At 67.7% G+C, this 25054-nt stretch carries 18 protein-coding genes; 7 read left to right on the forward strand and 11 right to left on the reverse strand.

The window, feature by feature from the left end; all coding sequences use genetic code 11:
- Window positions 1-103: 103 nt before the first annotated feature.
- Genes drmB through drmD form a run of 4 tightly spaced genes read right to left on the reverse strand, consistent with a single transcriptional unit; the run spans window position 104 to window position 13265 of the window.
- Window positions 104-2173 carry a DUF1998 domain-containing protein gene (gene drmB / locus B2284_RS09810; protein ID WP_074040065.1) on the reverse strand — a complete coding sequence of 690 codons (2070 nt, stop codon included), beginning with the start codon at window positions 2171-2173 and terminating at the stop codon, window positions 104-106.
- The gene (drmA, locus tag B2284_RS09815) at window positions 2166-5990 is read right to left on the reverse strand and encodes a DISARM system helicase DrmA (protein ID WP_074045852.1); all 3825 of its coding nucleotides are present in this window, start codon (window positions 5988-5990) and stop codon (window positions 2166-2168) included. The genes drmB and drmA overlap by 8 nt, the downstream gene beginning before the upstream one ends.
- Window positions 5983-10110, reverse strand: coding sequence for an Eco57I restriction-modification methylase domain-containing protein (locus tag B2284_RS09820; RefSeq protein WP_074045851.1), 4128 nt, complete (start codon window positions 10108-10110; stop codon window positions 5983-5985). The genes drmA and B2284_RS09820 overlap by 8 nt, the downstream gene beginning before the upstream one ends.
- Window positions 10107-13265 (reverse strand): DISARM system SNF2-like helicase DrmD, encoded by a 3159-nt coding sequence (gene drmD, locus B2284_RS09825; RefSeq protein ID WP_074040058.1) that lies wholly within the window; start codon window positions 13263-13265, stop codon window positions 10107-10109. Before drmD ends, B2284_RS09820 begins: the two co-directional genes overlap by 4 nt.
- 141 nt (window positions 13266-13406) lie before the next feature.
- On the opposite strand from drmD, the gene B2284_RS09830 reads away from it, so the two are divergent.
- The 4 genes from B2284_RS09830 to B2284_RS09845 are packed head-to-tail and all read left to right on the forward strand — an operon-like array spanning window position 13407 to window position 16486.
- A complete protein-coding gene (locus tag B2284_RS09830) occupies window positions 13407-14507 on the forward strand; it encodes a helix-turn-helix domain-containing protein (protein WP_074045850.1) in 1101 nt (366 codons plus the stop codon).
- Complete coding sequence (locus tag B2284_RS09835) at window positions 14504-15046, forward strand: PIN domain-containing protein (RefSeq protein WP_205747105.1); 543 nt, start codon at window positions 14504-14506, stop codon at window positions 15044-15046. Before B2284_RS09830 ends, B2284_RS09835 begins: the two co-directional genes overlap by 4 nt.
- Window positions 15047-15051: 5 nt before the next feature.
- The gene (locus tag B2284_RS09840; RefSeq protein ID WP_286697425.1) at window positions 15052-15498 is read left to right on the forward strand and encodes a very short patch repair endonuclease; all 447 of its coding nucleotides are present in this window, start codon (window positions 15052-15054) and stop codon (window positions 15496-15498) included.
- A gap of 10 nt (window positions 15499-15508) precedes the next feature.
- A complete protein-coding gene (locus B2284_RS09845; protein ID WP_074045848.1) occupies window positions 15509-16486 on the forward strand; it encodes a hypothetical protein in 978 nt (325 codons plus the stop codon).
- Between the two features lie 10 nt (window positions 16487-16496).
- Here the strand turns inward: B2284_RS09845 and B2284_RS09850 are convergent, their stop codons facing one another.
- From B2284_RS09850 to B2284_RS09860, 3 genes are all read right to left on the reverse strand, one after another.
- Window positions 16497-17189: a hypothetical protein gene (locus tag B2284_RS09850; RefSeq protein WP_074045847.1), complete on the reverse strand. Its 693-nt coding sequence runs from the start codon at window positions 17187-17189 to the stop codon at window positions 16497-16499.
- 40 nt (window positions 17190-17229) lie between these two features.
- The gene (locus B2284_RS09855; protein WP_074045846.1) at window positions 17230-18903 is read right to left on the reverse strand and encodes a plasmid pRiA4b ORF-3 family protein; all 1674 of its coding nucleotides are present in this window, start codon (window positions 18901-18903) and stop codon (window positions 17230-17232) included.
- An 823-nt stretch (window positions 18904-19726) separates the two neighbouring features.
- Window positions 19727-19924: a hypothetical protein gene (locus B2284_RS09860; RefSeq protein ID WP_038566383.1), complete on the reverse strand. Its 198-nt coding sequence runs from the start codon at window positions 19922-19924 to the stop codon at window positions 19727-19729.
- Between the two features lie 10 nt (window positions 19925-19934).
- Here B2284_RS09860 and B2284_RS09865 point away from each other — a divergent pair, with 10 nt between their 5' ends.
- Complete coding sequence (locus B2284_RS09865) at window positions 19935-20108, forward strand: excalibur calcium-binding domain-containing protein (protein WP_231729393.1); 174 nt, start codon at window positions 19935-19937, stop codon at window positions 20106-20108.
- A gap of 80 nt (window positions 20109-20188) precedes the next feature.
- Here B2284_RS09865 and B2284_RS09870 read toward each other — a convergent pair whose 3' ends face one another.
- The 3 genes from B2284_RS09870 to B2284_RS09880 form a co-directional block, all read right to left on the reverse strand.
- Window positions 20189-20464 carry a hypothetical protein gene (locus B2284_RS09870; RefSeq protein WP_006944769.1) on the reverse strand — a complete coding sequence of 92 codons (276 nt, stop codon included), beginning with the start codon at window positions 20462-20464 and terminating at the stop codon, window positions 20189-20191.
- Window positions 20461-21606, reverse strand: a complete 1146-nt coding sequence (locus tag B2284_RS09875; RefSeq protein WP_006944777.1) for a hypothetical protein — start codon at window positions 21604-21606, stop codon at window positions 20461-20463. The genes B2284_RS09870 and B2284_RS09875 overlap by 4 nt, the downstream gene beginning before the upstream one ends.
- A gap of 333 nt (window positions 21607-21939) precedes the next feature.
- Window positions 21940-22569 (reverse strand): hypothetical protein, encoded by a 630-nt coding sequence (locus B2284_RS09880; RefSeq protein ID WP_286697426.1) that lies wholly within the window; start codon window positions 22567-22569, stop codon window positions 21940-21942.
- Window positions 22570-22748: 179 nt separating this feature from the next.
- On the opposite strand from B2284_RS09880, the gene B2284_RS09885 reads away from it, so the two are divergent.
- Window positions 22749-23357: a hypothetical protein gene (locus B2284_RS09885; protein WP_006944651.1), complete on the forward strand. Its 609-nt coding sequence runs from the start codon at window positions 22749-22751 to the stop codon at window positions 23355-23357.
- 102 nt (window positions 23358-23459) lie between these two features.
- Here the strand turns inward: B2284_RS09885 and B2284_RS09890 are convergent, their stop codons facing one another.
- Window positions 23460-24071: a DedA family protein gene (locus tag B2284_RS09890; RefSeq protein ID WP_040014542.1), complete on the reverse strand. Its 612-nt coding sequence runs from the start codon at window positions 24069-24071 to the stop codon at window positions 23460-23462.
- Window positions 24072-24271: 200 nt separating this feature from the next.
- Between B2284_RS09890 and budC the strand changes: the two genes are divergently transcribed.
- Window positions 24272-25039: a meso-2,3-butanediol dehydrogenase gene (gene budC, locus B2284_RS09895; RefSeq protein ID WP_062256652.1), complete on the forward strand. Its 768-nt coding sequence runs from the start codon at window positions 24272-24274 to the stop codon at window positions 25037-25039.
- Window positions 25040-25054: the final 15 nt, after the last annotated feature.

Below are 25054 nucleotides of genomic sequence, written 5' to 3' on the forward strand. Positions count from 1 at the left end.
GACCTCCTGGACCGCGTAGGACAGCGGTTTTCGACGACGCAAGGCGGCGATGAGGCGTTCCGCGTCCGACGCCGTCAGAACCTCGCCGAGCCTCTCCGCCGCCTCAGGCCCAGTCACCAGGGCCCCCGAAGAAGCCGGTCTCGTGTCCGGGCAGTGACAGCAGCATTCGCCGATCGAGGGCCCGGTTCGCGTTCTCGCACGACGTCTCCGACGCCATCGCGCACGAGTGACACGCTGCACCGTGGAGGAAGTCCTCCGAGTTGGCCGGCACCCGGTTGCCGCAGATCGGGTCCGAGGAGCATCTTCCAGCCCGCCGCAGCGCACTCGCGAGGATCCCCGCGAATCGGTCGGGGTCGCTCAGCGCGACCAACCCGCCGAGTGTGCCGTCGCTGTCGGGGGCCGTCGTACAGATCATCAACCCGGCTGCCGGCGCGCGCCCCTTCTCTTCATCGGCACTCCACGCATACAGACGCTCGGAGAGCGATGCGGACGCGTAACCACTGTGCATGGCCATCTCTCGCATCAGTACGTGGCTGAGCGTGTGAAGCAGCCAGAAGCGAGGTGGTTGCAGCCTCTTGTCCGACTCCTCCACCTTGGCCGTGGCAGAGAGATGGTTCAGGTAGTAGCGGTGGTTCGCAGCGCCGTAGTCCTTCCACAGCTGGGTGCCGAGGATCTTCTCCTCCCACGACGCGATCGCGCTCTCGTCGAAGGTGATGAGCATGCCCTCGCCGCGATTCTCCGTCGCCACGGTCCACTTCGGCTTGCCGTCCCGCGACAGACGGACGAGACGATCCGCCGCGTCGTCGACCCGCGAGAACTCGTCGATGCGTGTGAAGCCGAGCAAGGCCTGCACCTTGCGGAGCTGATCGACCGCGACGAGTCTGTCGACGCGCGGGAGCCGCTGCCCCTCCAACACTCGCTCGGTCAACACCAGACCACTCTTGCCGTAGGGCTGCTGCGGCATCGTCGGGCGCTCGTTCTGCAAGGTCCTCCATTCCGGAACTCGGAGATCGAGCGGGTCCCAGTCCAGGAGGCGTTGCTTCTGGTCGCCTTCTTCCTCTGCGTCACCCGGGGTGAGTGCCTCGAGGAATGCCGCGACGAGCGGCGGATCGGTCTCGGGAAGATCGATGCCCTCCGCGTGCTTCGAAAGCATGCGGCGCAGGGCACGCGGCTTCTTCGCCATGTCTTCGGGTGCGTCCTCCTCTGCGAGATCCGCCACCACCTCCTCGTGGGTGAGTGCGACGCGCAGGTCCGCGACGAGGGTCTCCTTCTCCTCTGCCTGGGTCTCCGGCATCACGATGACGGATTCCGAGACCGGGAACCACAGGTTGGAGGCACCGACGAGCATGAGGCGCAGCTCTGCGTCGCAGCTGGCGTCGTAACCGTCGAGGTGCGGGTGTCGGCCGCGGCACCTGGGCAGATTCGACTTCCCAGCCTCTCCCTGCGCCTCGTTCATGCCGCGCTTCGCGCCGCACTGCGTGCACTCGACTCGCGCGGAGGAACCGGCGGTGCCACCCGGATCCAGCATCCTGAGCACCGGGTTGGCGACCTTCGGGCACGGCGCGAAGTGATGCACCCATTCTCGGTAGGGGAACTCATCGAGGTGCCCCTGCAGGCAGACGAGCAGGTAGCGGGCAGGTAGGGCGCTGGGCGCCATCTTGCTGCCCGCGGTCTTGCACTCCTCGTGAACGAAGCCAGCCCGATCGGGACGGCCTGGCACCGAGTTCGAGTACGTGAAGGCGCTCAGGCGCGCTAGCCGACCGCACTTCGTGCAGCGCAGCCACTGCGGAAAGACGACAGCAGGAACGCCCATCGTGCGACCGTCGTCGTCCCACGAGTTCGACTTCTCGAAGAACGGGTACGGGCGCAGGGCCTCGACCTGAGAGCCGAGCAACCAGCGGACTCGCGCCAGGAGCCGCGGAGCGGGGACCACGGGCCTGTCGGTGGTCGGCCACTTGCTCCACACCCGATCCCAGGCGTCGTAACCGAGGGGTAGCACCGTGAATCGGGGCATGTCCTTGATGGCCCCGGGACCGTCCGTGAAGAACAACGTGGTCGGCCGAGCGCTGCCGACCTTGGAGAAGTTACGACGGCCCGTCGGCTGGGCGGCCACGCGAACCTGGTCGTCGACGATGTCGATCTCGTGGTCGGGGTCGTGCGTGAAGTCAGTCATCGTCGCCTCCGGCGTTCTGCTCGTGGACCCACCGTGGCGTCACGCGAGTCTCGGGGATGAGGAGCTTGTCCTCGTCGGGGCTGAGAAGGATGTTGATCTCGGGCTGGACCTCACGCATCGAGTTGGGCACCTTGAACGGTGGACGCTCCCGGAGGCTGTCCTTCTTGGTGACGGACTCGGAGGAGATGACGAGCGCCATGGCCTTCTCCTTGGCCGCAGCCCCGCGGCCGAGACGGTCGTAGACGAGGACCTTCTCGCGTTCTCCGGCGAGGTCTGCACGTTCAGCCCACTTGTCCAGCCAGGCATCGAGTTCCGCGCGCGCGAGGGTCTCGGCCTCGTCACCGCCCGCGCGTCGAGCACGTTCGGCGATCTGGTCGCACCATGCCTTCACCCGATCCTTGATCGCGGCATCCGCGATCTTGCCGGCGTGGGCCTCCGGCGAGAGCCCGTCTGGATCGCCAGCATCGAGGGCACGCGCGGCGCTCACCAGCACCGCAGGGATGCCACGCCGCAGTGCGGTGAGCGAGTACGGCGTCACGGAGAGGGATTCGACCCTCGAGTAGAAGTTCTCGTGGAACGCCCGAAACTGCTCGTAGTGGACGAGGTCTCGCGGGCGCGCCGTGTTGCCCAGCGCGACGACGAGGCCGGGGCGGTTCTTGTCTCGACCGACGCGCGACGAGGCCTGGATGTACTCGGCCGTGTTCTTGGGCTGACCGACGACCATCATGAGACCGAGACGCGTGACGTCGACACCGACCTGCAGCATCGACGTGGCGAGCACGACGTCATACGGATACGTGGGCTTCGGCAGCGCTGCCAGAGCAGCGTCGAGCTCCTTGATCAGACTGGCATTCGGCTTCTTCGGCTTGTTGGCCTCGTAGAGCTCACGCCGGATCCGGCGCCTCTCCGCGCGCGCCTCGCTCGAGTGGGTCTCCGCCGAGAAGGTCTGTGTCATCCGGTCGAGCGTGTCCGTGATGTCGGTGCCGCTCTTGCGCGACGTCAGCTCCTCCAGGCTCAACCCGTTCGCGGTCATGCCACGCCCCGGCAGCGACGTTCCGCGAACGTTCTTCCACCGCAGGTTGAGTCGGACGTCGTCCTGCACGAAACGCGCCATGCCGGCGAGCTCACGCAGCGCACTGAAGTAGGCGACGACCGTCATGTACGGATCGGCCTCGTCACCCCCACGATCCAGCAGGAGCTGCCCGGCGGACAACAGCAGGGTTGCGAGACGGATCTCGGAGAGTGTCAGGCGGCCGCCCGCCGTCGACAATCCGAGGTAGAGACGCCCGGGCGCGTAGCCCTCGCGCCCGGCGTCCTCCGAGGATCGCCACGGCTTCAACTCCTTGGAGAAGAACGTGTTGCCCGCGTCGAGCACCTGCGGAGGGAAGACCGTCATGCCACGCCCGTAGAGCTGGCGGATCTGGTCTCCGGCATTCCGGACCGTCGCCGACGAGGCAACGATCATCGGGCCGCACTCCGCGCCGTCTGCCGACCGCCACCGGCAGAGCAGGTCGATGACGTTCTCGAACAACCCGACCGTCGTGCCGAGTGAGCTCGTGATGAGGTGCAGCTCGTCCTGGATGACGAGGTCTGGCGGCCGCAGCCGCTTGGCCGGCGCCCGGTGGGCAGCGGGCGCGTCACCCTTCTTCAGGTGCTTGGAGCCCTTGCAGTACGCAGAATCCGGGTGGACGAAACCGTGTCGGGTGCACCGCTCCGTCACGTGCCCGAAGAGCGACGCCGCCTGTCCCTCCCGCGCGAGGCGCGCAAACTTGTCGACCGTGCCGATGACGAAGGCCGGCGTGAGGCGGTAGATCTCCTCGTCGGTGGTGACCACCGGCAGCCCTGCGGCGTCGGCGAACGGGCAGTCGCCGAACTCGTCACCGCAGGAGACGTGGACGCGGTCGAAGTCCTCGTCGAGACGCACGTTCTTGGTCTCGATGGGGCTACCGCACCACGGGCAGCGCCGCAACTGGAGCGTCTTCGGCCGCCTGGACGAATGCTCCATCGCCTCCTCGATGTCCTCCTTCGCAGCCTTGATGGTCTTCGGCGTGACGTCGGAGCCGACCCACATGCCGATGCGGAACGGCGTGGTGCCCCACGTGGCCTCGTCGTCGCGCCGTTTCAGTTCTGCGGCGCACACCAGAGTCGTGGCGCGCTGGAACTGCTGCGACGTGAGCAGGCGCAGGGTGTAGCGCATGAGCACGGCGACACCGGTGGAGCCGTCGAGCCCTTCCTCGCCCACCACGCCCTGCAGACGGCGGATGGCAAACGTGAACGCTGCGAGGCCGAGGTACGCCTCCGTCTTGCCACCACCGGTCGGGAAGAACAGCAGCTCGACATCGGCGTCAGCACCCGCGCGACGTTCGTGGGCCGGGTCGCAGAGCGCAGGGAGCTGCATGAGGACGAAACCGAGCTGGAACATGCGCCACGAGTGCGCCTTCGCGCCACGCTCGGCAACCTGAGCCTTGGCGGCGGCGAACGACAGGCCCTCCGACGCGCGCAGCTCGGTGATCTGCGAGTGCACGCGCTGGTCGGCCATCACGACGTTCATGAACGCGAATGCCTGTCGCGCCTGCTCGTTCGCAGGGTCGACGAGGAAATCGATGCCCTCGGCCAGGCGTGCCGCGACGAGGCGTGCACTGTCGATGGCGTCGAACGCGATCTGCTGCAGGTGCGGGGGCAGGGCCTCGGCGACGGGCTCGCCCTCTCGGGGTGCGTCCTCGCCCCGCACCACCTTCTCCTGCAGATCGAGCCACTCGTCGTAGGCGTCGTGCATGGGCCGCAACGCTGCTTCGAGGTGCTCGGGGCCGAGCTCTGCCAGAGCGCGCATGTCCAGCACGACACCTCCGACGGTCTCGGCGTCGACGGCTGGCACCTCGACGGTCGGCGTCCACGTCGTCGAGACGCGTGACGTGCGCCCTCCCGAGGGATTGGCCCAGTCGACCGAGGTCGTACGCCCGATGGCGAACTCGAGCTTGTCGCGGTACTGAAGCGCCAGCTGTCGCTCCTCGGGGTCGTCGAGGAGCACGCTCTCGTCGAGCCGCACGTCGCGCACGGGCAGGAAGACAGCGCTTCCGTCGGTCGACTCGACGATGAGCTTCGTCTGGAACAGCCACGCACCGACGGGGACGCGGTCGTTGGTCGGTTGCACGTTGCACAACGAGAGCTCGACGTGCCGGCGGCCAGTTGCTGCCTCGTCGAAGCGGTCGGCGTGCAGTTCGACGTGCTCGTCCAGTTCGATCGGAGCGGCCTTGGCGCCCGGCACGAGCGCGCCCACGTCGATGACGGTGCTGACGCTCTTGGGCTCTCTCGCGTACCGCGTGCGCGCGTTCGGGTCGGAGCCATCCGGGCGCCGGGAGGCGTACCGCGCCCACTCAGCGGTGACACGCACCGACCCCACGTCTGCGGGCAGTTGGAAACGCAGGCCCATCGACGCGGGAACGGTGGAGCCTCGCTGTAGGGGAGCATCGTCGATGCCGTCGTCGCCGGTATCGCCCCCGGTTCCGCTGTCGGCGACCCGTTCGTCGTCGCCCTTCTGCGGCTGCGGAGCCTCCTCGTCCAGCTCGATCTCGTCGTCGGCGACAAGAGCACGTTCGGCCAGCGGGCGCGGCGCGAGCTTGCCGAGCATGTACTTCGTCACCGGCGACTCGGGCAGCAATTCCTCGTCACCGCCTGACGGGCCGACGAGTTCGCGTTCGAGGATGTCGACGAGGTTGCGGCGAGCGGTCCACGACGTGCCGTCCGGTTCCCATTCCAGCTCGTAGGGAGCGGAGCCGACGAGCCCCGACTCGGGCGTCGCTGTGGTCGTGTCAGTCATCGGAGCCCTCCGACTCGCTCGTCTCGTCATCCGTGGCCGGGGGCGCACCATCCTGGAGCGCGGCACGGCGGTGGTTCTCCTCCAGGAGGCGATCGAGGATCTCGACGCGTGCCTCGGGGCACACCGTCCAACGTGTCATCTGACGGTAGGTGTGGAAACCGTGATTCAGCTCGACGTCGCCCCAGTCATACGCCTCCATGACGACGTGGTCGAGCTCGGTGTGGATCGCTCGCATCCGCGCGACGTCGGGATCGTCCTCATCAGCGATGGTCGGATCGTTGACGAGGTTGTAGAGCTTCGTCAGGCCAAGCTCACGGCGGAGCATGATCTCGCGACGCACCTCGTCCAGCGTCCGCCCGATGCGATCGAGGTCGGTAGATCCCGTCGGGCGGGGAAAGGTCTCGAACACATCAGAAGGCGTATATCGCACCCGAGTTTCCAAGGTCGAGCCGTATGTAATCGCCCACGCCTGGTGCAGCGATGACGACAGAACAGCTTGGTCCCCGAAAGACTCGGTCGTAAATACCCCCAGCATGTGGCTGAAAACTTGACTGGTGGGGACGCGGACTGGCATGACGCTCTTGCTGACGAGCGCGATGACCAGGACCTCGTTTAAGGCCGGCAACTTCTTGCGTAGCCCCATACTCGAACTTTCGAACAACCACCACCTCTCACTGAGGCGGGGTTTAGCCGTCAAGCTCTTGCGGTATGAACGAACACGCGGTTCCAGCCAAGAAATTACCTCGGCAAACCCTTCCGAGGTATCTTCAGGAGCCGCTTGAAGGTCGACGACCCACCGCCGAGCTCGATTATCCGGCGAGCCGTTAACGTCCTCACCGTTCAAATATGGGCGGACGAGTCGTCCCTTGAATGGATCGTCGGAAATCAGAGACCTGGCCTCCTCGGGATCCATGAGGAAACCGATGCCATTGACGTTCATTCCTATGAAGCAAATCCCTCTATTGTGGTCGAGGCGCTTGGGTTGCCCGCTTACATGTCCAGCCGCCTCCAACAAGGTCGTGATTGCCATGACTGGCACACCGTCTGCCTCGCGCGCCACGTCAGCACCGATCCCAGCTCGCGTACCCCACACACCAGCGAACTCAAGAGCTGCTGAACGCGCAGGCCACGACCGAGATTGGATCGCACGCATGATCGTGAAGCCAGCGTCGGTCATGCGATCGAGTCCAACCTCACGCGTGTCGCCCTGCGCGATGGTATTCGTCGCGATGAGGCCGAGGGTTCCGGCCCCGCGCAAGAGCACGTCGGCACGCAAGAAAAAATAGGCCACGAGGTCAGCGTTTCCCGCCGTGCCACCTGCCAGCTGGTGAACGAGCCATTCTCGCACCGGGCTACCCATGGCGATCGAGATCTTCTTGCCGCCGAGAAAGGGGGGGTTGCCGATGATCGCGTCGAAGCCACCATGCTGCATCACCTCGGGCACTGCCAGGCACCAGTGGAGCGGGTGCCACCGGTCTTGGTCGGCCTCGATACCGGGCGACAGCCGTTCGATCGTCAACCCCCTGTCGACGATGGCGTCAAGCATCGAAGAGTCAGCCGCTTCCCCCGGCCGCGGATATTCCTTGCCCACGGCGATACGGAGGTTCTCGTACGCTTCGTCGAGCTTCTTCCCCGACTTGCCACCGAGAGGTAGGCCGGCAGCGATGACGCCGTCCGCGATCTTCGTGAGGTCACGCGTCAGCTCGTCGAGCTGCTCCATCTGCCGATTCTTGGCCGCCGCGCTGCGTTGCGGGTCGTTCTCAATGATCTCCTCGGCGAGACGGCGCCGCAGCTGCGCCGCCTTGTCGATCTTGTGGCGCAGGTCGAGTCGCTCCTCGAGCACGTTGCCCCGGAACTCCATCTGTGTCTGCTCATGTGCGGGGGCAGGTCTCGGGTCGATGTGCAGTTCTTCGAGCTGCCGCAGCGACGTGAGGCCGAGCAGTGAGTTGCCGTGGAAGATCTTGTCGTCGACGAAGGAGAACGGCTTGCGGGGGTCGAGCGAGACGAGCCAGAGGGACAGCTTGCACATCTCGACGGCCATGCCGTTGATGTCGGCGCCGTAGAGGCACTGCGCGACGACCTCACGGACGGCAGCCGTTCGCAGGCGAAGCCGTGACTCGCGCTCGTCGAGCCCCTGTGACGACCATTTGTTGAGCAGGTCGGCCGCTCGACCATCGCGCTGCCACGACTCGACGAGGCGATCAGCGAGGTATCGCGCCGCAGCGACGAGAAACGCGCCCGAACCGCAGGCGATGTCCGCCACCTTGAGCTCGAGCAGGGCATCCGAGGAGAGTGGCACCCATTCGTCGCGGTTCGGCGTCTGGTACGGCCCCGGCGAGAAGACGAGCGGTTCGAGGGCATGGAGCACGACCTCCTCCGCGAGCGCCTTCGGGGTGTAGTGCGCTCCCGCGTTCTTGCGTGAAGGGGTCTCGACCACCATCAAGCCGCCCTCGAGCACGACCATGGGCTTGCCGCGCAGGTCTCGCCGGATGATGCCGAGCCAGGCCCTGAGTCGTTCGCGCAGTACCGGGTCATCCGTCACGCGTCGGAGCGCAGGCTCGGCGTCCTCCGCCGAGTCACTCGCCGCGAGCGCCTTCGTCATCCGGCTCGTCGTGGCCGTCTTCGCCGCAGGCTGGTTCTTCTTCACCCAGGCGGCGATGGACGTCGACGTCGCCGCATCGGATCTGGCCTCCTCGTACAACTCGTCGAGCACGTCGAGGGGCACCTCCGGCTCGGCGCCGTCGGGGCCCATCAGGCCGAGCGTGGTCGTCTCCGCGCGGCGGCAGGTGTAGCCCAGCAGACCCTCGTAGACGTAACCGATCTGCTCGACGTCGATGTCTCGGAACGAGACCCGGCGCCGCCCCTCCCCCTTGATCTCCGTCTCCTGCACCGAGCGCAGCACGTGGAGCATGACGAGGTCGCTCACCCCGAGCGCGAGGGTGCCGGCCTCGGTGGGAGCGGTGAGGAACGGGAACCGCGCCGGGTCGAACAGCGACCCGCCGTAGGCGGGCAGGCGGAGATCCTCGAAGTTCACGCCACCGAAGAGAGCGGTCGACGTGGCGAGAAGGCGATGCCAGACCAGGAAGGTTCGGTCCAGCGAGTCCGCCCCGGTCTCGGCCTCCTGGCGCACGAGCTCGTCGAGCTGGCCGGCGAGACCGTAGGCCCGGCGGTACAACTCACTCTGGGGCAGCAGCCCGCGCTCCTCTGCGAAGAGGAGGAAGACGACGCGCATGACGGCCGTCACGACCGCCTCGTAGATGAGGTCACCGTCGTCGGGAAGCGGGTTCGCCCCATCCGCCCGGCGTCCTGATTCGTCGAGCGCCGCGACGAGCAGTTCGACGGCCTTGCGCACCTGAACACCGAGGGCCTCGGTGATCTCCTCTGCCGCCACCTGCGAGGCGACGAACACATCGGGCAGATACGAGACGAGCTTCGTGTTGAACAGCGACGAGCCTGAGAGCAACTCGACGAACGCATCACGCACTCCTGTCTCCGACGACCACGTGAGCGCGTCGGTCTCCCCCGATGACGGCATGCCGCCGTCCTTCGCCGGCACGCTCACGAGTGCCCACCGCCGACCGTCCGTCACCACACCGATGCGCACGTCTGCACGACGCAGCATCAACTCCATGCGGTCGATCGCGCTCTGCGACCATCCGTCGAGGCCCGGGTCGGCCAGCGACCCCTGCACCGGGTCGACGACGTGCACGAGGGCCCCGACGCGACCACCGGCCCGTGCAACCCCGTCAGGACGCACCGACACGTCTCCCCTCGGGGAGGTGACCTCGGCGTCGATCTCATCTCCGACGTCACGATGCCAGGCCTCTCCCCACCCGACGACGTCACGCAGGACGACGTCGACGAATGCGTCACGGGCCTGCCGGTAGTCGTCGAGACCGGTCTCAGGCCGGGCATCCCACGCGTCCCACGCGCGCTCGAACTCGCTGGTCGCGAGCGTCAACCACCTCCGCCGGTCTCCTTCGAGCGGTGGCATGCCGCTGGGCCATGCCTTGACGAGAGCCCGGGCCGCGAGGAAGGGCCCCTCCGTCTCCATCGCTGCCAGCCACCGGCGGTGCGCTTCGATCGGCTTCATCGGGCGGTGTGCCTGCTTGGACTTCATCGTGCGCCTCCCAGGGCAGCTGCGTCGGCGGGGGTGAGGGCGAACACGACCGCCGCGGCCGAGACGAAGGGCTTGACCTCCGCGTACCGCTCTCGGATGAGAGCGAGCTCGCGCCTCTGCTCGTCGTCGAGCGCCTCGAGGCGGTTCTCCATGGAGCGAATGTCCTGTCGACGCTGCCTCGCTTGTTCGTCGGGCAGGAGCGCCAGTTGCTGCTGATTCTCCGCTTCGAGCGCGACGGCGAGAGAATCATGCAGATTGCGCCGGAACGCGGCATAGATCTTCTCTGCCCGCTCCTGATCCGCGGCCAGGCGCCCCGCGAGACGATCCTCGACACCCTCCTGCCGTCGTCGCGCCCGGTGCTCCATGGCGCTCTCCAGGCGGGAGCGCAGGCGCCCGTCAGCGTCGTTCCACCGCTCGGCCAACGCCTCACGCACCGCCGCCGGCGCGAGGACGAGATCATCACCGTCGAGCACCGTCTCGAGCATCGCGTCGACCTTCTCCTCGGCCATGTCAGCACCCCGCAGACGCACCCCCGAGAGGAAGACCTCCTCGTGCAGACGGATGCCGCCTCGGCCGACGAGCACGAGGCGGGAGACGGCCGCCACGCACGACTCGGGAAGCCGCTCGTCGACGACCGCGGTGACGCGGTTCAGCGATGAACCGGAGCCGAAGAGGCTGTTGCGCAGCAGCCGCGCCGACTTCTGCATGATCGCGTGCCCGAGATGCACGTGCACGACGTCGCGGCGCTCGGCGGCGACGTCCTCGTCGAACGTGATGGGGCGCATCACCCCGGGCGCGAGACGCGACTCCAACCCCTCGCATGCCTTCGCCCATCGCGGGCTCAGGTGATCGACGCGGAAGGTCTCCGGCACGTCGCCACCGATGTCGTCGGGATCGACGCGCAGCGGCGGCTCCTGCGACAGCTCGAGCGCAGCATCGACGACGCGGCGGGCGTTGAACGGCGACAGGTGCAGGCGCTGCTTCTGGTCCGCGTACGTGCGTGCGAGGTTCGTCAACTGCTGGTTCAGCGTCTGCTCGGCAGCGAGCACGGCGTTGACGACGTCGGCATCTCGGCCGCGGGGCACCACGCGCCGCTTGCGACGAGGGAGGAATCGCTCCTGGACCTCCTCGTCGATCAGCTCGTTCGTCGAACCCAGGTCGCGATCGGTGTTCGCCACCTTCCGAGCCAGGTACTCCACGAAGTGCAGGTCCGCCGCATACGCGGACGAGGTCTCCACCGGGGCGAAGTAGTAGATCTCCGGCGGCTTCGTCTGCCCGTAACGATCGATGCGGCCGACCCGCTGCTCGAGACGCGAGGGGTTGAACGGCACGTCGAGGTTGACGAGTCGGTGACAGTACGTCTGCAGGTCGATGCCCTCTCCCGCTGCGTCGGTGGCGAGGAGCACCCGGAGAGGTTCGTCCGACGGCGGTGCCGTGAAACGGGCGCGGATCTGCTCTCGCATCTCTGCCGGCGTACCGCCCTCGATGACGGCGAGACGCGTGTCGTCGAGACCACGCTGCTCGAGGACGTTCTGGACCCAGTGCAGGGTGTCGGCGTACTCCGTGAAGATGACGACACGTTCGTCGTTCCACGTTCCGTCCGGTCGGCACACGGCATCCAGGAACTCGACGAGCTTCTCGACACGCGAGTCAGCACGCATCTCGTACCCCTTGGCCCAGGCCACCAACTGCTCGACGGCCGCGGGATCGGCGTCGCCGAACGGATCTTCGGACCTGGCCCCGGCCAACGCCCCGAACTCGGGCTGCTCGGCGAGCCCCTCCTCGTCGTCCGACTGATCCGTGCCGAAGAGCTCGGCGTACTCGTCGTCGTCGTACGTGGAGGATGACGACGTCGATGACGACAGGTATCGCTCGAGCGTTTGACCGAAGGCCCACGGGCTGGAGAGGAAGCGCTTCGTGAGGATGAGCGAGACGATGTCGGCGCCCTTCTTGCCCCCGCTGCGCCGAGCACCCTCGTCGAGGATTTTCTGGAAGCTCTCGAAGGCCCTGGCCTCGTCCTCGTCCGGCTCGAAGACGATCTTCTCGATGACGCGCCTCTGGAAGTTCTTGCCCTCGATGTCCGTCTTGAGACGCCTGACCGTGACGTCGGCGAGCGCCTTCGCGTCGACGTTCGCCCCGCGCGAGAAACGACGGTCGTCGATCATCTCGAGCAGCGCGGTGAACGACTCCGAATGACCGTTGTGCGGGGTGGCACTGAGGAAGAGACGGTGCTCGCACCGCTTCGCGAGCGCCCGCGTCGCCTCGGTTCGCTGACTGTCGACCGCATACCCGCGCCCGCCACCCAGAGAACTCGGGCTCGACGGCGCCACGTGATGCGCCTCGTCGACGACGAGGACGTCGAAGGCATGTCGTGCGGCGGTGGCAGGGTCGGACTTCTCGGGGCCGTAGACGTCACGCAGGAGCCGCTGCGCGCGCGCCTTCGGCAGCCAGGCCATGCTCACGATGATCCGGGGAAAGAGACGGAACGGATTCGCAGCGAGACCATGCCTGCGACGCACGTCCGCGAGACACGCGCTGTCGACGATCGTGAAGTCGAGGCCGAACTTCTCGCGCATCTCCTCCTGCCACTTGATCATCAGGCTCGGCGGGCAGACGATGACGACGCTTCGCGCACGGTGACGCAGCAGCAACTCCTGGATCACGAGCCCGGCCTCGATCGTCTTGCCGAGACCCACGTCGTCAGCGAGCAGGAGGTTGGTGCGCGGAGCGGAGAGCGCTCGACGCAGCGGCTCGAGCTGGTACGCCTCGACGGCTGCGCCCGACCGGAACGGCGCCTGGAAGGCCTTGTTGTCGGCACTCGTCACCGCACCCCAGCGCACGGCGTCGACGACTGCGCCGAGAAGATTCGGGTCGTCGAAGCTGCCCGGCTCGACATGGGACGGGAGGCCCTGGTCGGGCAGGGTCGTGTGGCCCACCTCGAGCTCCCAGACGACCGTGAGCTCCTCGCCCAGCCGGTCCTCGTCGATCGACTGGAGCGTGACGACGTGCTCGGCTCCGGCCCGTCCCTCGTCGGCGGGGCTACGGGGCAGCCCCTGATCCTGGACGTCGGCGACGGCCCAGGTCGCCCCCCGAACCTTGACCACCTGCCCCGGCTGGGGTATCGCCGGCACTCGCGGCAGCGTCTCGACGGTCATGGCACTCCTCGGGTCGAACGGGCGCCGTGATGGCGTCCAGAGGCGATGCTACCGAGGGGAACTCATCGACTGAGCACCAATCTGCGGACGGATGTGTTTCGATATTCGCAATAATGTTGCGATTTGTGCAATACTAGGGACATGAATACCCCAGCCACCCGAGTTCGCTCGCTCATGGACGACCACGGTCTGACGCAGACCGAGTTCGCGGCGCGTGTCGGACTGGACGCCCCGAAACTGTCCAAGTCTCTGAGCGGCACCCGCCGCTTCTCCGTCGTCGATCTCGCGAACATCGCGGAGGAGTTCGACGTGTCCCTCGACTGGTTGCACACCGGTCAGGAGAGCGAGCTCGTCCTCGCAGCCCGACGCACGGCAGGTGCGCCTGCGGGCGAAGCCGTGGCGGTGGCCCGCGATCTCGCGATCCAGCGGGCCGATCTCGCCTCGCTCGGCATCGCACAGGACTGGCGTCCTCTCGCGATGGAGCTACCGGTCGGTGGCCGGCTCGTCGATCAGGGAGCGCGCTTGGCTGCGGCTGCACTCGCGCGATTCGACGAGGAGGGCCTCGACCCGACGGCGGCCGATCTCGCCGGTGCGATCGAGACGGCCTTCGGCGCAGACGTCGTGGTGGCCGAGGCCGGGGACGGCATCGACGGGCTCGCGGTCTCGAACCCGGACGCGAAGATCATCCTCGTCGCGCCGGGCGCGGTGCCGGCAAGGCAACGATTCACGCTCGCGCACGAGCTGTGCCACCTGCTCTTCTCCGACGACCAGGGAGTGCATCTCGACGAGGACATCTACGCCAAGGCCAGCAAGACGGGGGACAGCGAGATGCGGGCCAATGCCTTCGCGGCGTCCTTCCTCATGCCCGCCGCCATCCTGGAGGAGCGCGTCGAGCAGGGTTTCGACGAGACAGCGTTCTGCCGGCTCGCGGCCGACCTGCGCGTCTCGCCGAGCGCCCTCGCCTACCGGCTGCAGAACCTCGGGCTCATCGACGGGATGACATGCTCCACGTGGGGCAAGATCTCCAACAAGAAGGCGGCGGAGACGGTCGGGGAGGGCAGCGCATACGCGCTGTCCGTCAGCGCCGCGCTCGCACCCCGCCTGCCGCAGCGTCTCGTCGCCGACGCCTATCGGGCCTACGAGCGAGGGCTGACGACGCTGCGGCCCTACGCCAACCTCGTGGGGCAGGACGTGCACGAGCTCCGCCGCTCGCTGGAAGCCAGCGAAGAGACCGGCGAATGACGATGAGCGACAAGGTCTTCCCCGACAACACCGTGCTGTGCAACTTCGCCTCGGTTCACCGGATCGACCTGCTCCATGGCTGGTTGCGGGGTCGTGGGCGATGGACGGAGGCGGTGGAGGACGAGGCACGTCGCTCGTCGAAACTCCTTCCGGGGCTCACCCCTCTCCTGCAGGAGTCATGGCTCGGGGAGCCACTGGCGCCTGAGACCGACGAGGAAGAAACGGCCGTCCTTCGCACCCGCCGTGTCGTGTTCGGAGGCCGAGAGACCGAACCCACCAAGCACCTCGGCGAGGCGATGACACTCGTGCTGATCGAGACACGAGAAGAACTTCGGGGATCGTGGTGGGTCACCGACGATCGAGAAGCAGCAGAGCACGCCGATCGGAAGGGGATCACCACCCGCGACACGATGCACATCATGGGCGAGCTCGTCTCCGAGGGGACGCTCACCGCCGTGGACGCCTTCGCCCTCATGCAGACGATGCGCGATCGCGATCGTCACATGCGGATGCCTGGCAGCCCCCGTGACCTGCAATGACAGCGGTGCCCTCTCCCGAAGGCCCGGTGCCGTCACCGCTGGCGTCCCATCCGGGCAACGCCGACCCAGCAGCTGCAGCTCGATTGGCCAAGGCGCGTCGAGCTGACACCGCCCCCGAGGTCGCCCTCCGTCGCATCCTCCATGCGCACGGGCTGAGATATCGAGTCGGGTACCCGGTGCCGGGCGCGCCGCGGCGCAGCATCGACATCGCGTTCACCCGTGCTCGCTTGGCCATCTTCATCGATGGTTGTTACTGGCACGGATGCCCCCAGCACTCGACCGCCCCCAAGAACAACGCCGGCTGGTGGCAGGACAAGTTCGCCGCCAACGCGGCACGTGATGCCGACACGAACCGGCTTCTCGTCGAAAGTGGGTGGACGGTCATGCGTGTCTGGGAGCACGAGGACCCAGACACGGTCGCGAGCCGGGTCTTGGCGGCTCTGCACGGGTAACCTCGGGCCCATGCCCCAGTGCAAGCCTCGCAAGAAAGACCTCCCCCACGGTTTCGAGCCGGCCTCGAGCTCATCCTGGATCCTCCGCCGTGCCAACGCCGGCGAAGGCTTCCTGTGGCAGGGCCAGGCTCACGACGCCCCCGAGGGGCAGCTGTGGCACTGCACGGCCGATGGGTGGGCGAGCGAGCCGCGCCCGGGTGCGCTGCCCGACGAGGTGAGCGTGTTCGACGTCCCGGCGAACGTCGCGATGTGGGTGTGCGGATTCCCCGAGGAGGAGGTGCTTCAGCGACTCCGCGCAACCGGCGACGGAGAGCCCGACGAGCATGACTGGGCGTTCTCCACCAAGCAGTTCGAGTCGCAGGACGACGAGTTCCCTGGCGCCTGGGAGGCGCCGGCACGCCGGTATGTGTGTGTCGACGGCAGGCGGGTCCAGTTCGCCGAACCCAGCGGAGCCCCGTTCCTCACGCAGGATGACGCGCCCGTGGGCGTCACACTCGCCACGTTCCACTGGGGAAGCGAAGACGGCATGATGAGCGGCGCATCCAGCTGGACCCTCACCCAGGTCAGCCCCACCCGCGCCATCGCGAGCGCAAACGGTGATGCCACCGCCCCGCCCGTCGAGATGGCCCTCTCCTCCGAGCGCCTCGCCGAGGTGGTCGCGAGCTGGCTGGCTGACGTCGAGGGTGGTGCGATCGGAGCGCCGTTGGCCGCAGCGATCGCGCTCGAACCCTTCGACCCCGCCGGGCAGTTGCCCGACGCCGAACGTCGCTCGTGGGAGAGCCTCCTGGCCGATCTGCGCTCCGGGTACGGCACCACGCTCGAGTGCACCATCGCCCTCGACGGCGACGATCGAGAACGCCTGCGCGGCATCCTCGCCGAGGATGACGAGTACCGCGCGATTCGTGACGCCCTGGCGGACCCGGCGAAGCACGATGAATGGCTGCGGGCACAGCTCCAGCAAGACGAACCGTACGACCTGGACGACTGATCTGCGACCGTCAGCGTTTCTGCCGGCGTTCTCTCCTCGGCGCCCCTGGGCCGTAGTCGAGTTGCGGGTCGCGCCGCGCGGACCGCACGATCTCCTCGAGGTCGGCGTCGCCGGGGTCCTCCCAGTACGCCGCATGGCCCATGGCCGCGATCGTGCCCAGCCTCTGAGCCGGGTAGAGGACGCCGTCACGTTCGACGATGCGGGCCATGCCGCTGCCCAGACCCACGACATAGCGCCCGTCGCCCATGTTCGCCGTCAGCTCGAAGGCGTAGAAGTCCCCCGCGAGCCATGGACAGCCCTGGGCGCCGTCGCAGTCGAGTTGCCCGCACTCTCCGCAGCGGCGCACCAAGCCCGACGCAATGCGACGCGCCTCCCCTGCGTCGAACTCATCGACCCGCGTGACGGCGCGGACCCACGACACATCGCTGTCAGAGACCACGTCCGCCGCGTGGAGTTGCACGAGGTCCCCGATCACGACGGGAGCGCCGGCGTCGGACGTCCATGGCTCGTGGCTCCACACCCAGACGGCGTCACCACTCGGCACGCGCAGTTGGAGGAAGCCGTCGATGACCGACAGCACCTCCGCCTGGGCAGAATTGCTCGACGCATGCACCGACCGCATCCGTGGCGGGCCCATCTCGTGCCCGCCCCCGACCCAGCACTCGTGGTCGGGGCCGTATCCATTGATCCTCGTGATGTCCACTCGTCGACCTCTCGTCTCTCTCGGCGCGGGGCGCCACCCGTCAGCCCGGGTTGCGCTGCGTTCCTGACGTGTCTGCCAGCTCCGCCACGGCGTCGAACGCCAGGGCGCGGGCAGCGGGCGTGTAATCCTGTCCCGATCGTCGCAAGCGCCAGTCCTGTTCGACGTGCTCGAGCATGCGCATCATGGGCCACACGCACGGGCCGATGTCGCGCCAACGCGGCGGTGAGCCGTCGGGCATGCGCCATCCCACGTCCGCGATGAGTTCGCGGATCATCTCGTACGTGTGCTCCTGCGGAAAAGCTGAGGCGACGAGCAGCGCGTAGAGCGTTCGCGCGCAGGCCTCGAACTCGTCGGCTTTCGCCGGCACCAGCGCGGCAGCGAGGTCGCGCCACAACTGCTCCAACTCGCCCGCAGCAATCGCCTTCGCGACCAACTGGCCGCGCTTCGTCAGCACGAACTCACCGCGATAGTGACGCGCGTAGCCCATCGTCTTCAACGACTCACGCAGCGCCGTCACCGGCACGACATCCATCTCTCGACGGCTACTGCCGTGCGTCCAGATGCCTAGCGCGTCGACGATCCTGCCGACGGTGTCAGGCTTCAGGTAGCCCGCCTGCGTCAACGGCAACGGGCCCTCCGCGAGCATGCCGATGAGCGTCACCCACGAGCGCAACGCGTCGGCGCGCTCTGCGTCCGTCGGTTCGACATGCTCCTTGCGGGCCCGCGACACCGAACCGAGCAACACCACCTGCGCACGCGGCGACGCCCGCCGCAACGTCTGGCCGAGCATCGACGACGGATCCACCGCCCCCTCTTCGGCGATCCTCTGCAGAGCCTCGTTCTCCTTCGACAGCACGACGATCGCGGCGTTCGCCTCGTCGACCGAGAAGCGCGCCGGATCCCAGCCCGGCGGCACCCACTCGGCGTATTCCGGTGACAAGTTGCGCGCCTTGTGCCCCTGGACGAGCTCGTTGTACTGCCACGGTCCGCCCGAATCCTCCAACGGGCACGCGTTGCGACCGGCGACGCACTCCGCGAGCGGGCCGTCAGCGTCAGGTGTACCGCTCGTCGCGAGCTCGACGACCTTCTCGACCTTGATCGTGTGCACCCAGTCGTCACCGAAGTCATACACGTAGAACACGCGATCGCCCGGAGCGCGCAACACCTGATCGAGAACGACCTCGGTCTCGACGCCGGACGCCTCGTCGAGGTCATCACCCATCTCTACGTCTGCCACGCTCGCGAGGAACGGCCCACGCCAGACATCTTTCTTCGGCCCGAGCGTGAACCGGTGCAGATGCGCGTCCGCCCATCCGAGCGTCGCCTGGATGACGTCGTGGAACTGCGCCATCGTCACGTCGCTACGCACCTCGATACGGCGCCAAACAGCCGGCTTCACCTCGTCGACGTCGACGCGGACGGTGAGGAGCCGCACGCCGTCGCGTGCGGGCGGCAGCGTCACCTGCGGCCGCGGCGGCGGTGGCGTGAAGAACCGGCGCGCAACGCCTTCCGTCGAGCCTGCGGGCACGCCCGCTGCGGGAAGGCCGAACGCCGCACCGGGCGCGCTGGCAGCGCCTGACGCCGGCTGCCCGCCGTCGGCTTGCGGCGGCAACCCGAGCTCACGGGCGACGTCAGGCCAGTTCTCCTCGTCGTTCAACTGCTCACGAAACGACTGGATGAACGCCTCGACCGACGGGTCGTCAAAATCAGCCATGCCCCATCGTGTCATCGCGGCCCCGGTTCGATGGGACAGCCGTCGCGACCTTCGCCACCCCGGTCACTCTCAACGAGAACCGAGGCTCCGCGATCAGCACATGACCCGGCGCTCCGAACGGGTCAGACACCGATAAGGGCGTTCTTCCCGATAGCCCGCTCAGCAGGGAGCGACCTGGCACGATGAGGCGAATGGAATACTTCAACCCGCCTCCTGGCTGGCCCCCGACGCCCCACGCCTGGCGACCGTCCCAAGGTTGGCAGCCGGACCCTCGCTGGCCAGACGCCCCCGCAGACTGGCCCTTTTGGGTCGACGAATCCCGACGCCCTGTCGCTGGACCCGAGGGCCTGTATGGCGCGGAATCATCTCCCTCGTGGCGCGATGCCCGTGAACGAATCGGCGGCGCCCTCCGCTCCCTCGACGCCAATACGGCAGAAGCCAGACGCGCGGCGGCGAGCACGGCGGCGGAAGCCACGCGAACGGCCCGAAACACGGCCGCGAACCTGCGCCAGCGCTACGAGAACCGGGGCGCAGACGACCAGGCCCCAACTGTTCCAGAGCCAACGCAGCCCGTGACGCAAACCCGGGCTCACAACCTGCCGCAGTCGATCCCACGCTCCTGGCCCCGTCAGACACCAAGTGGGGCTACGGTGGCGGCCTCGTCGACGGCGTCAACCGCCAACCGAACGGGCCTTCTGAAAAAGGTCGGAATGGGAGGCGCTGGTCTCGTCCTTGTCTCATTGCTCGTCGCGCAGTGCAATGGCGGCTCAGGCGCCAGTTCGAATCCGTCAGTCTCCGCGTCATCGGCTACGACAACCGCCACTCAGTCGAGCGTGGCGCCATCTCGGACAACCCCCACGACGAGCACCGCCGCCAGCACGGCGAGCACGGCCGAGACCAGCCAGGAACGAGATACCTCGGACAGCACGCGTTCCCGAACAACACCCGTCACCCCGCGGGCCGCGACAACGCGATCAACAGCACCGACTCGCAACGAAACGCCCGCGACCAGCGAGCCCATTGCACCCGTGGTGCCGCAAAGGACGGACGAGCCCGACACCCCAGACGCCGAACCCACTGGCTCCGCCAGCTACAGCAACTGTAGGCAGGTCAAGGCAGCAGGGGCTGCTCCGCTCTACGCCGGCCAACCTGGGTACAGCCGCAAGCTCGATCGTGATGGAGACGGAGTCGCCTGCGAGAAGTGATCCTCATCCGAGAAATCGCAAACCCGTGAGCGTTCGCCAGACTGAGGATAGAGGTGCATGCCGTAACGCTGACGCGGGCGCTACTCGGCCAGCGAGCCGTACCTCAACACGTGATCGTCAGCGCCGCCCGAACACTCGGGCAGGTGCAGTTCGATGAGTTTCGCGAGCGTCAGCACGTAATGGCGCGCGCAGAAGAGTTGCGCGTCGCCGCCGCCGGCGTGCTCGGCGAACACGACGTAGTGCGTCGGGGTCTCGGTGCACACGCACTCGTTCCACGTGCAGCGGGTGCTATCGCCGTCGTCGAACTCGTCGAACCCGGTGTCGCCCAAGTCGAGTTCGTGCGTCACGTTCGTCATGCCAGCTCCTTCATCGTCGCTTCGACAGCGCCGACGCCGCGCGCCAATTCGTCACGCGTCAGTTCCTCGTCGGTGTTGAACCAGCGCGCCCACTTCAACCGGAAATCCTGCTCGGCACGCCTGCGCGCGACGCTCGTCTCGGCCTCTTCGGCGCGGAACACGAAGCTCGCTCCGTCCGCATCCGTCGACACCGTGACGAACGAATCCTCCACGGGCACAGCGATACCCGACACCATGCCTTGTGCGCGCACGGCTATCCACCGGCGAGACGCGGGTACATCGTCCGCGAACTCGTCGGCGACGAACGGCGCCACCTCACCCCATGCGAGCGCCCGCTCGACGGCGAACGCTGACACCTGACCGCCCCCTTCGGAGTAACCCCACACGTACGCCGAGCCGACACCGCCGTCCGCCGTCGTGAACCACGTCTGCGCCGACTCGACGTCGGGCTTCACCGCGAGCCACTTCACGACGATCTGCGATGGATCGTCGTCGGACGTCTCGTGGTACTGGTGCAACAGGCCGTCCTCATCCTGCGCACGCTTGGCCTCGAGCCAGCCAGCCGCGTCGAACGCGACGATCTCGAACGGCACGAGCGGCTTCGGCGAGAGCCGTGCCACCCACTCGCGAATCGCCGCAACACTGTCGAACACCGACAGCAGCGCTGTCTGCTCGCCCATCGCGACGACGTCAGCCTCCGCGCGCTCGAGTTGCGAGTCGACGTCGTCGCCCGCCCACTCATCGCTACGCGGCTCCGACGCCATGAGCGCATCACGACGCTGCAGCCACGCGAACCATGCGACGAGCGGCTGTGCATCGTCGCCGGTCTCGAACGTCAGGTCGTCGCGGAACCTGACGACCGCCCCTGCGTCATGGCACACGAACGTCGGCTCGCCGGCCGGTCCGCCGTCGACGGATGCGAGGCACAGCTCGTACGTGACGAGTTCGCGCTCCTCGTCGTAGGCATCGAGACGCCACAGCCCCGGCAGCTCCACCGCGTCCGCGTCGTCGTCTTGACTGGTGACGGCGATGAGATCCGACGGCGTCACCCGCGCCCACTGCGGCTGCTCACCCTGCGGCCACCAAGCCTGCTGCGGCCCGGCCTCCTGCACCCGACGCGCCTCACCCCACGTCACACTCACGCCATCCACCCCTCGTCGCTCGATGACCGACTCATTCGGCCCGCTCACAACGTAGCCCCCAGCGGTGACAACCCCCACACCATCGCGATGGAGGGCTCTTGATCGGGGCGCAGCAGACCTCGTCATCAGCGGCCAGCGCCGAACCGCGAGACACGAACACCCCCGCGCCTCGCCGCGCTCCCGCCGGGCCCCGCTAGGTGGGCGCGGTAAGTATGAGTTCGGTTGTAAGATCAGCCCCCACAACCCCGATGAAGAGCTGTGGACCGTTGCAGCGCGACGCTCTTGCCTTGAACTCATGATCCGCCGCGCACTATGAGTTCAGCTTTGAGCCCCTCAGTCAGGCACCTCGACGAACGTCGTCACCGTCGTGACGGCTGGTCGGCGCGGCGTCGAGCTGAATCCGAAACCGGGCTCAGGGGTGACGTCCGCGAGCGCCCCGACGTCCTCGCCCGCCCACGTGCCGCGCACGGCCGTGACGGCGCGCAGATCCTGCGCGAGATAGAACTCGCGACGCCCGTTTCCGGCCGTCCCCGCCGTGCGAACCCCCGGCATGAGCACGCGCGCGAACGGGTCGATCGCGCGCGCCGTGCCCGGGTGAACGAGCGCCCCACGAATCGGCCACAGCGGCCACGCGAGCGCTAGGCGACGACCGAACGTCAGGCTCAGATCCAACTCACCGGCCATTATGTTCCAGGTGAAACCAGCGCCCGTGGCGCCGTCGATCGCGACGTCGACGACCGTCACGTCGTCGAATCGATAGGTCGCACAGACGTATTCGGCCACCTCCCCGTTCGGGGCGAGCAGCTCCCGTCGCCCGTCGGGGTGCGCCACCATGACGTCCGCGAACGATCCCAACGGCGAGCGCGACCACCGTCCGACGACGAAACGTCGACCCGACGTCGTCCCCACGCCGGCGATGTGCCCGTCGAACCTGTCGCGTCTCATGCGTCCACCATCACTCATGCCCCCATCGTCCCTGTTCCGCCGCGCCACGTCACCCACCCCGACGTCGGGCACCCGCGATGTCGACGAAACGCCCAGGCAAGCGTGGGTGATCTCACGATGCTGCTGGTCGCAGCCCCCCAGCGCGCCGGGGGATAATTCGAGGCACCCCCACCGACGAAACCGACGAAAGAGGCTTGATGTCGACGTCCCCCGCACCACGAGGTACCTACCGCGCGGAGGACGGCACGCCCGTCGAGTTCGCCGACGCCCTGAAGGTCTGGACGCGCATCGCCTACGAGCGGCTGCAGCAGGTCGCGACGCACTACAACGGCCTCATCACCTACAAGGAGCTCGCACAGCACGTGCAGCGCGAATCGGGCATCCACACCTCGTCGACGCCGGCGAACATGGTCGGCAAGATCCTCGAACTGTGCGCCGTGCAGGCCGCCACCGCCGGCGACCCGCCCCTGACGTCGCTGTGCCTCAAGACCGACGGCACCGTCGGCACCGCCTACTGGCGCACGCCCATCGCCGAGGGCCTGACGATGCCAGAACTCGTCGGCGAACCCGACGTCGAAGCGGACGCCGCCGAACACCGCCTCATGTGCTACCGCGCCTACGCCACCGACCTGCCCGAGAGCGGCGGCGTCGCACGCATCCCCGAACAGGTCATCGTGCGCCGCGAACGCGCCGACCGCGCCGCCGAACGCACCCGCGCCGCCAAGCGCGAGGACGAACCGCAGCCCGTCTGCCCGTCATGCTTCACCCAGCTGCCCGCCAGCGGCGTGTGCTGGCAGTGCGACTGAACCGCCACCAGGACGTGTGAACGCCCCGTCGACGGATGCTGTCGGCGGGGCGTCGTCCGTCCGCCCGGGGCTGCGCGCGCCTCGGACTCAGACGTGTGTGAGTCAGGCGTGCTCGTTCTGGCGCTTACCGCGGAAGTGCCTGACGACGAAGAAGGCGATGATGCCGACGAGCAGGGCGATGCCGATCCAGTTCGCGTAACGCTCGACCGACTTGTACTGGCTGCCGGCGATGTAGCCGATGAGGACGAACGCCGTCGCCCAGATCGACCCGCCGAGCGCGTTCCAGAACACGAATTTCACGTACGGCAACCCGCTCATGCCCGCGGCACCGGGGATGAGGGCGCGCAGCGCGGCGGTGAAACGCCCGAAGAACACCGATTTGCCGCCGTGACGGCGCAGCGCGTCCTTCGCGTTCTCCATCTTGCGCTTGTCGAGCAGGCGGTCGGGCAGCTTGCTCAGGATCTGCTCACCCCAACGCTTGCCGACCTCGTAGCCGATCGAGTCGCCGATGACGGCCCCCGCGATCGACGCCACGAGCACCGCCCACACGGGTAACTTCCCCTGATTCGCGACGACCCCCGCGAGCACGACGCCGATCTCACCCGGCACGACCACACCGACGAACGCCGACGCCTCGAGCGCAGGAAAGAGGAACGCGCACACGAGGACGAGCCACGGCGGCAGGTTGAGGATGAACTCGAAGATGCTCGACACGAGGGCACAGCGTACGGCTCCACACTGCAAGCCGCCCGCGAGCGCCGCGCTGCCGCATCGGCCACGCATCGTCCGCGCGGCGACGTCGCGCCCGGCGCCCACCCCGCCATCTGCGCCGCAGTTGCACGCGAACACCGTTGCGCGACAGGCTGGAAACAACCAGGTGGCATCAGCCACGACCCCGCGCGAAGGAGCAGGTCATGACAGCGAACACGTACGACGTCAAGGACAAGGTCGTCATCGTGACGGGCGCCGGCACCGGCATCGGCGCCGCCATCACCGATGCGTTTCTCGACAACGGCGCCACCGTCGTCGTCGCCGGGCGCCGCAAGGAGAAGCTCGACGAGGTCATCGCCGGGCGCGACAACGCCCTCGCCGTGCAGACCGACGTGTCGAAGCACGACGACGTCGCCGCCCTCGTCAAGACGGCCGTCGACACGTATGGCCACCTCGACGTCGTCATCAACAACGCCGGCCAGCACGTCGGCGGTGACGTCACCGAGACGAGCGACGAAGACTTCGCCGCCGCCTACGGCACCAACGTCGACGGCTTCTTCTACATGCTCAAGGAAGCGCTGCCCGAACTGGCGAAGACGAACGGTTCGATCACCGTCGTCACGAGCGTCAGCGGCATCGGCGGCGACTGGGGCCAGCCCGTCTACAACTCGACGAAGTACGCGCTCAGCGGCCTCATCCAGAGCGCCGCCCTCGACTGGGGCGCCAAGGGCGTGCGCATCAACGGCATCGCGCCCGCCTTCACCAAGACGCCGATGACGGCGGACATGGCCGATAGCGACGACGACCTGCAGCCCTTCGTCGACCGCCTCGCGCTCGGCCGCGTCGGTGTGCCCGAGGATCTCGCCGGTATCGCGCTGTTCCTGTCGACCAAGGACGCTCAGTACATCACCGGCCAGATCATCCCCGTCGACGGCGGCACGACCGCTTCCAACGGCCAGCCGCGCCGCTGACGCATCGGCGGCTCT

The organism is Dermacoccus sp. UBA1591 (genome assembly GCF_002322065.1).
Lineage (GTDB): Bacteria > Actinomycetota > Actinomycetes > Actinomycetales > Dermatophilaceae > Dermacoccus > Dermacoccus nishinomiyaensis.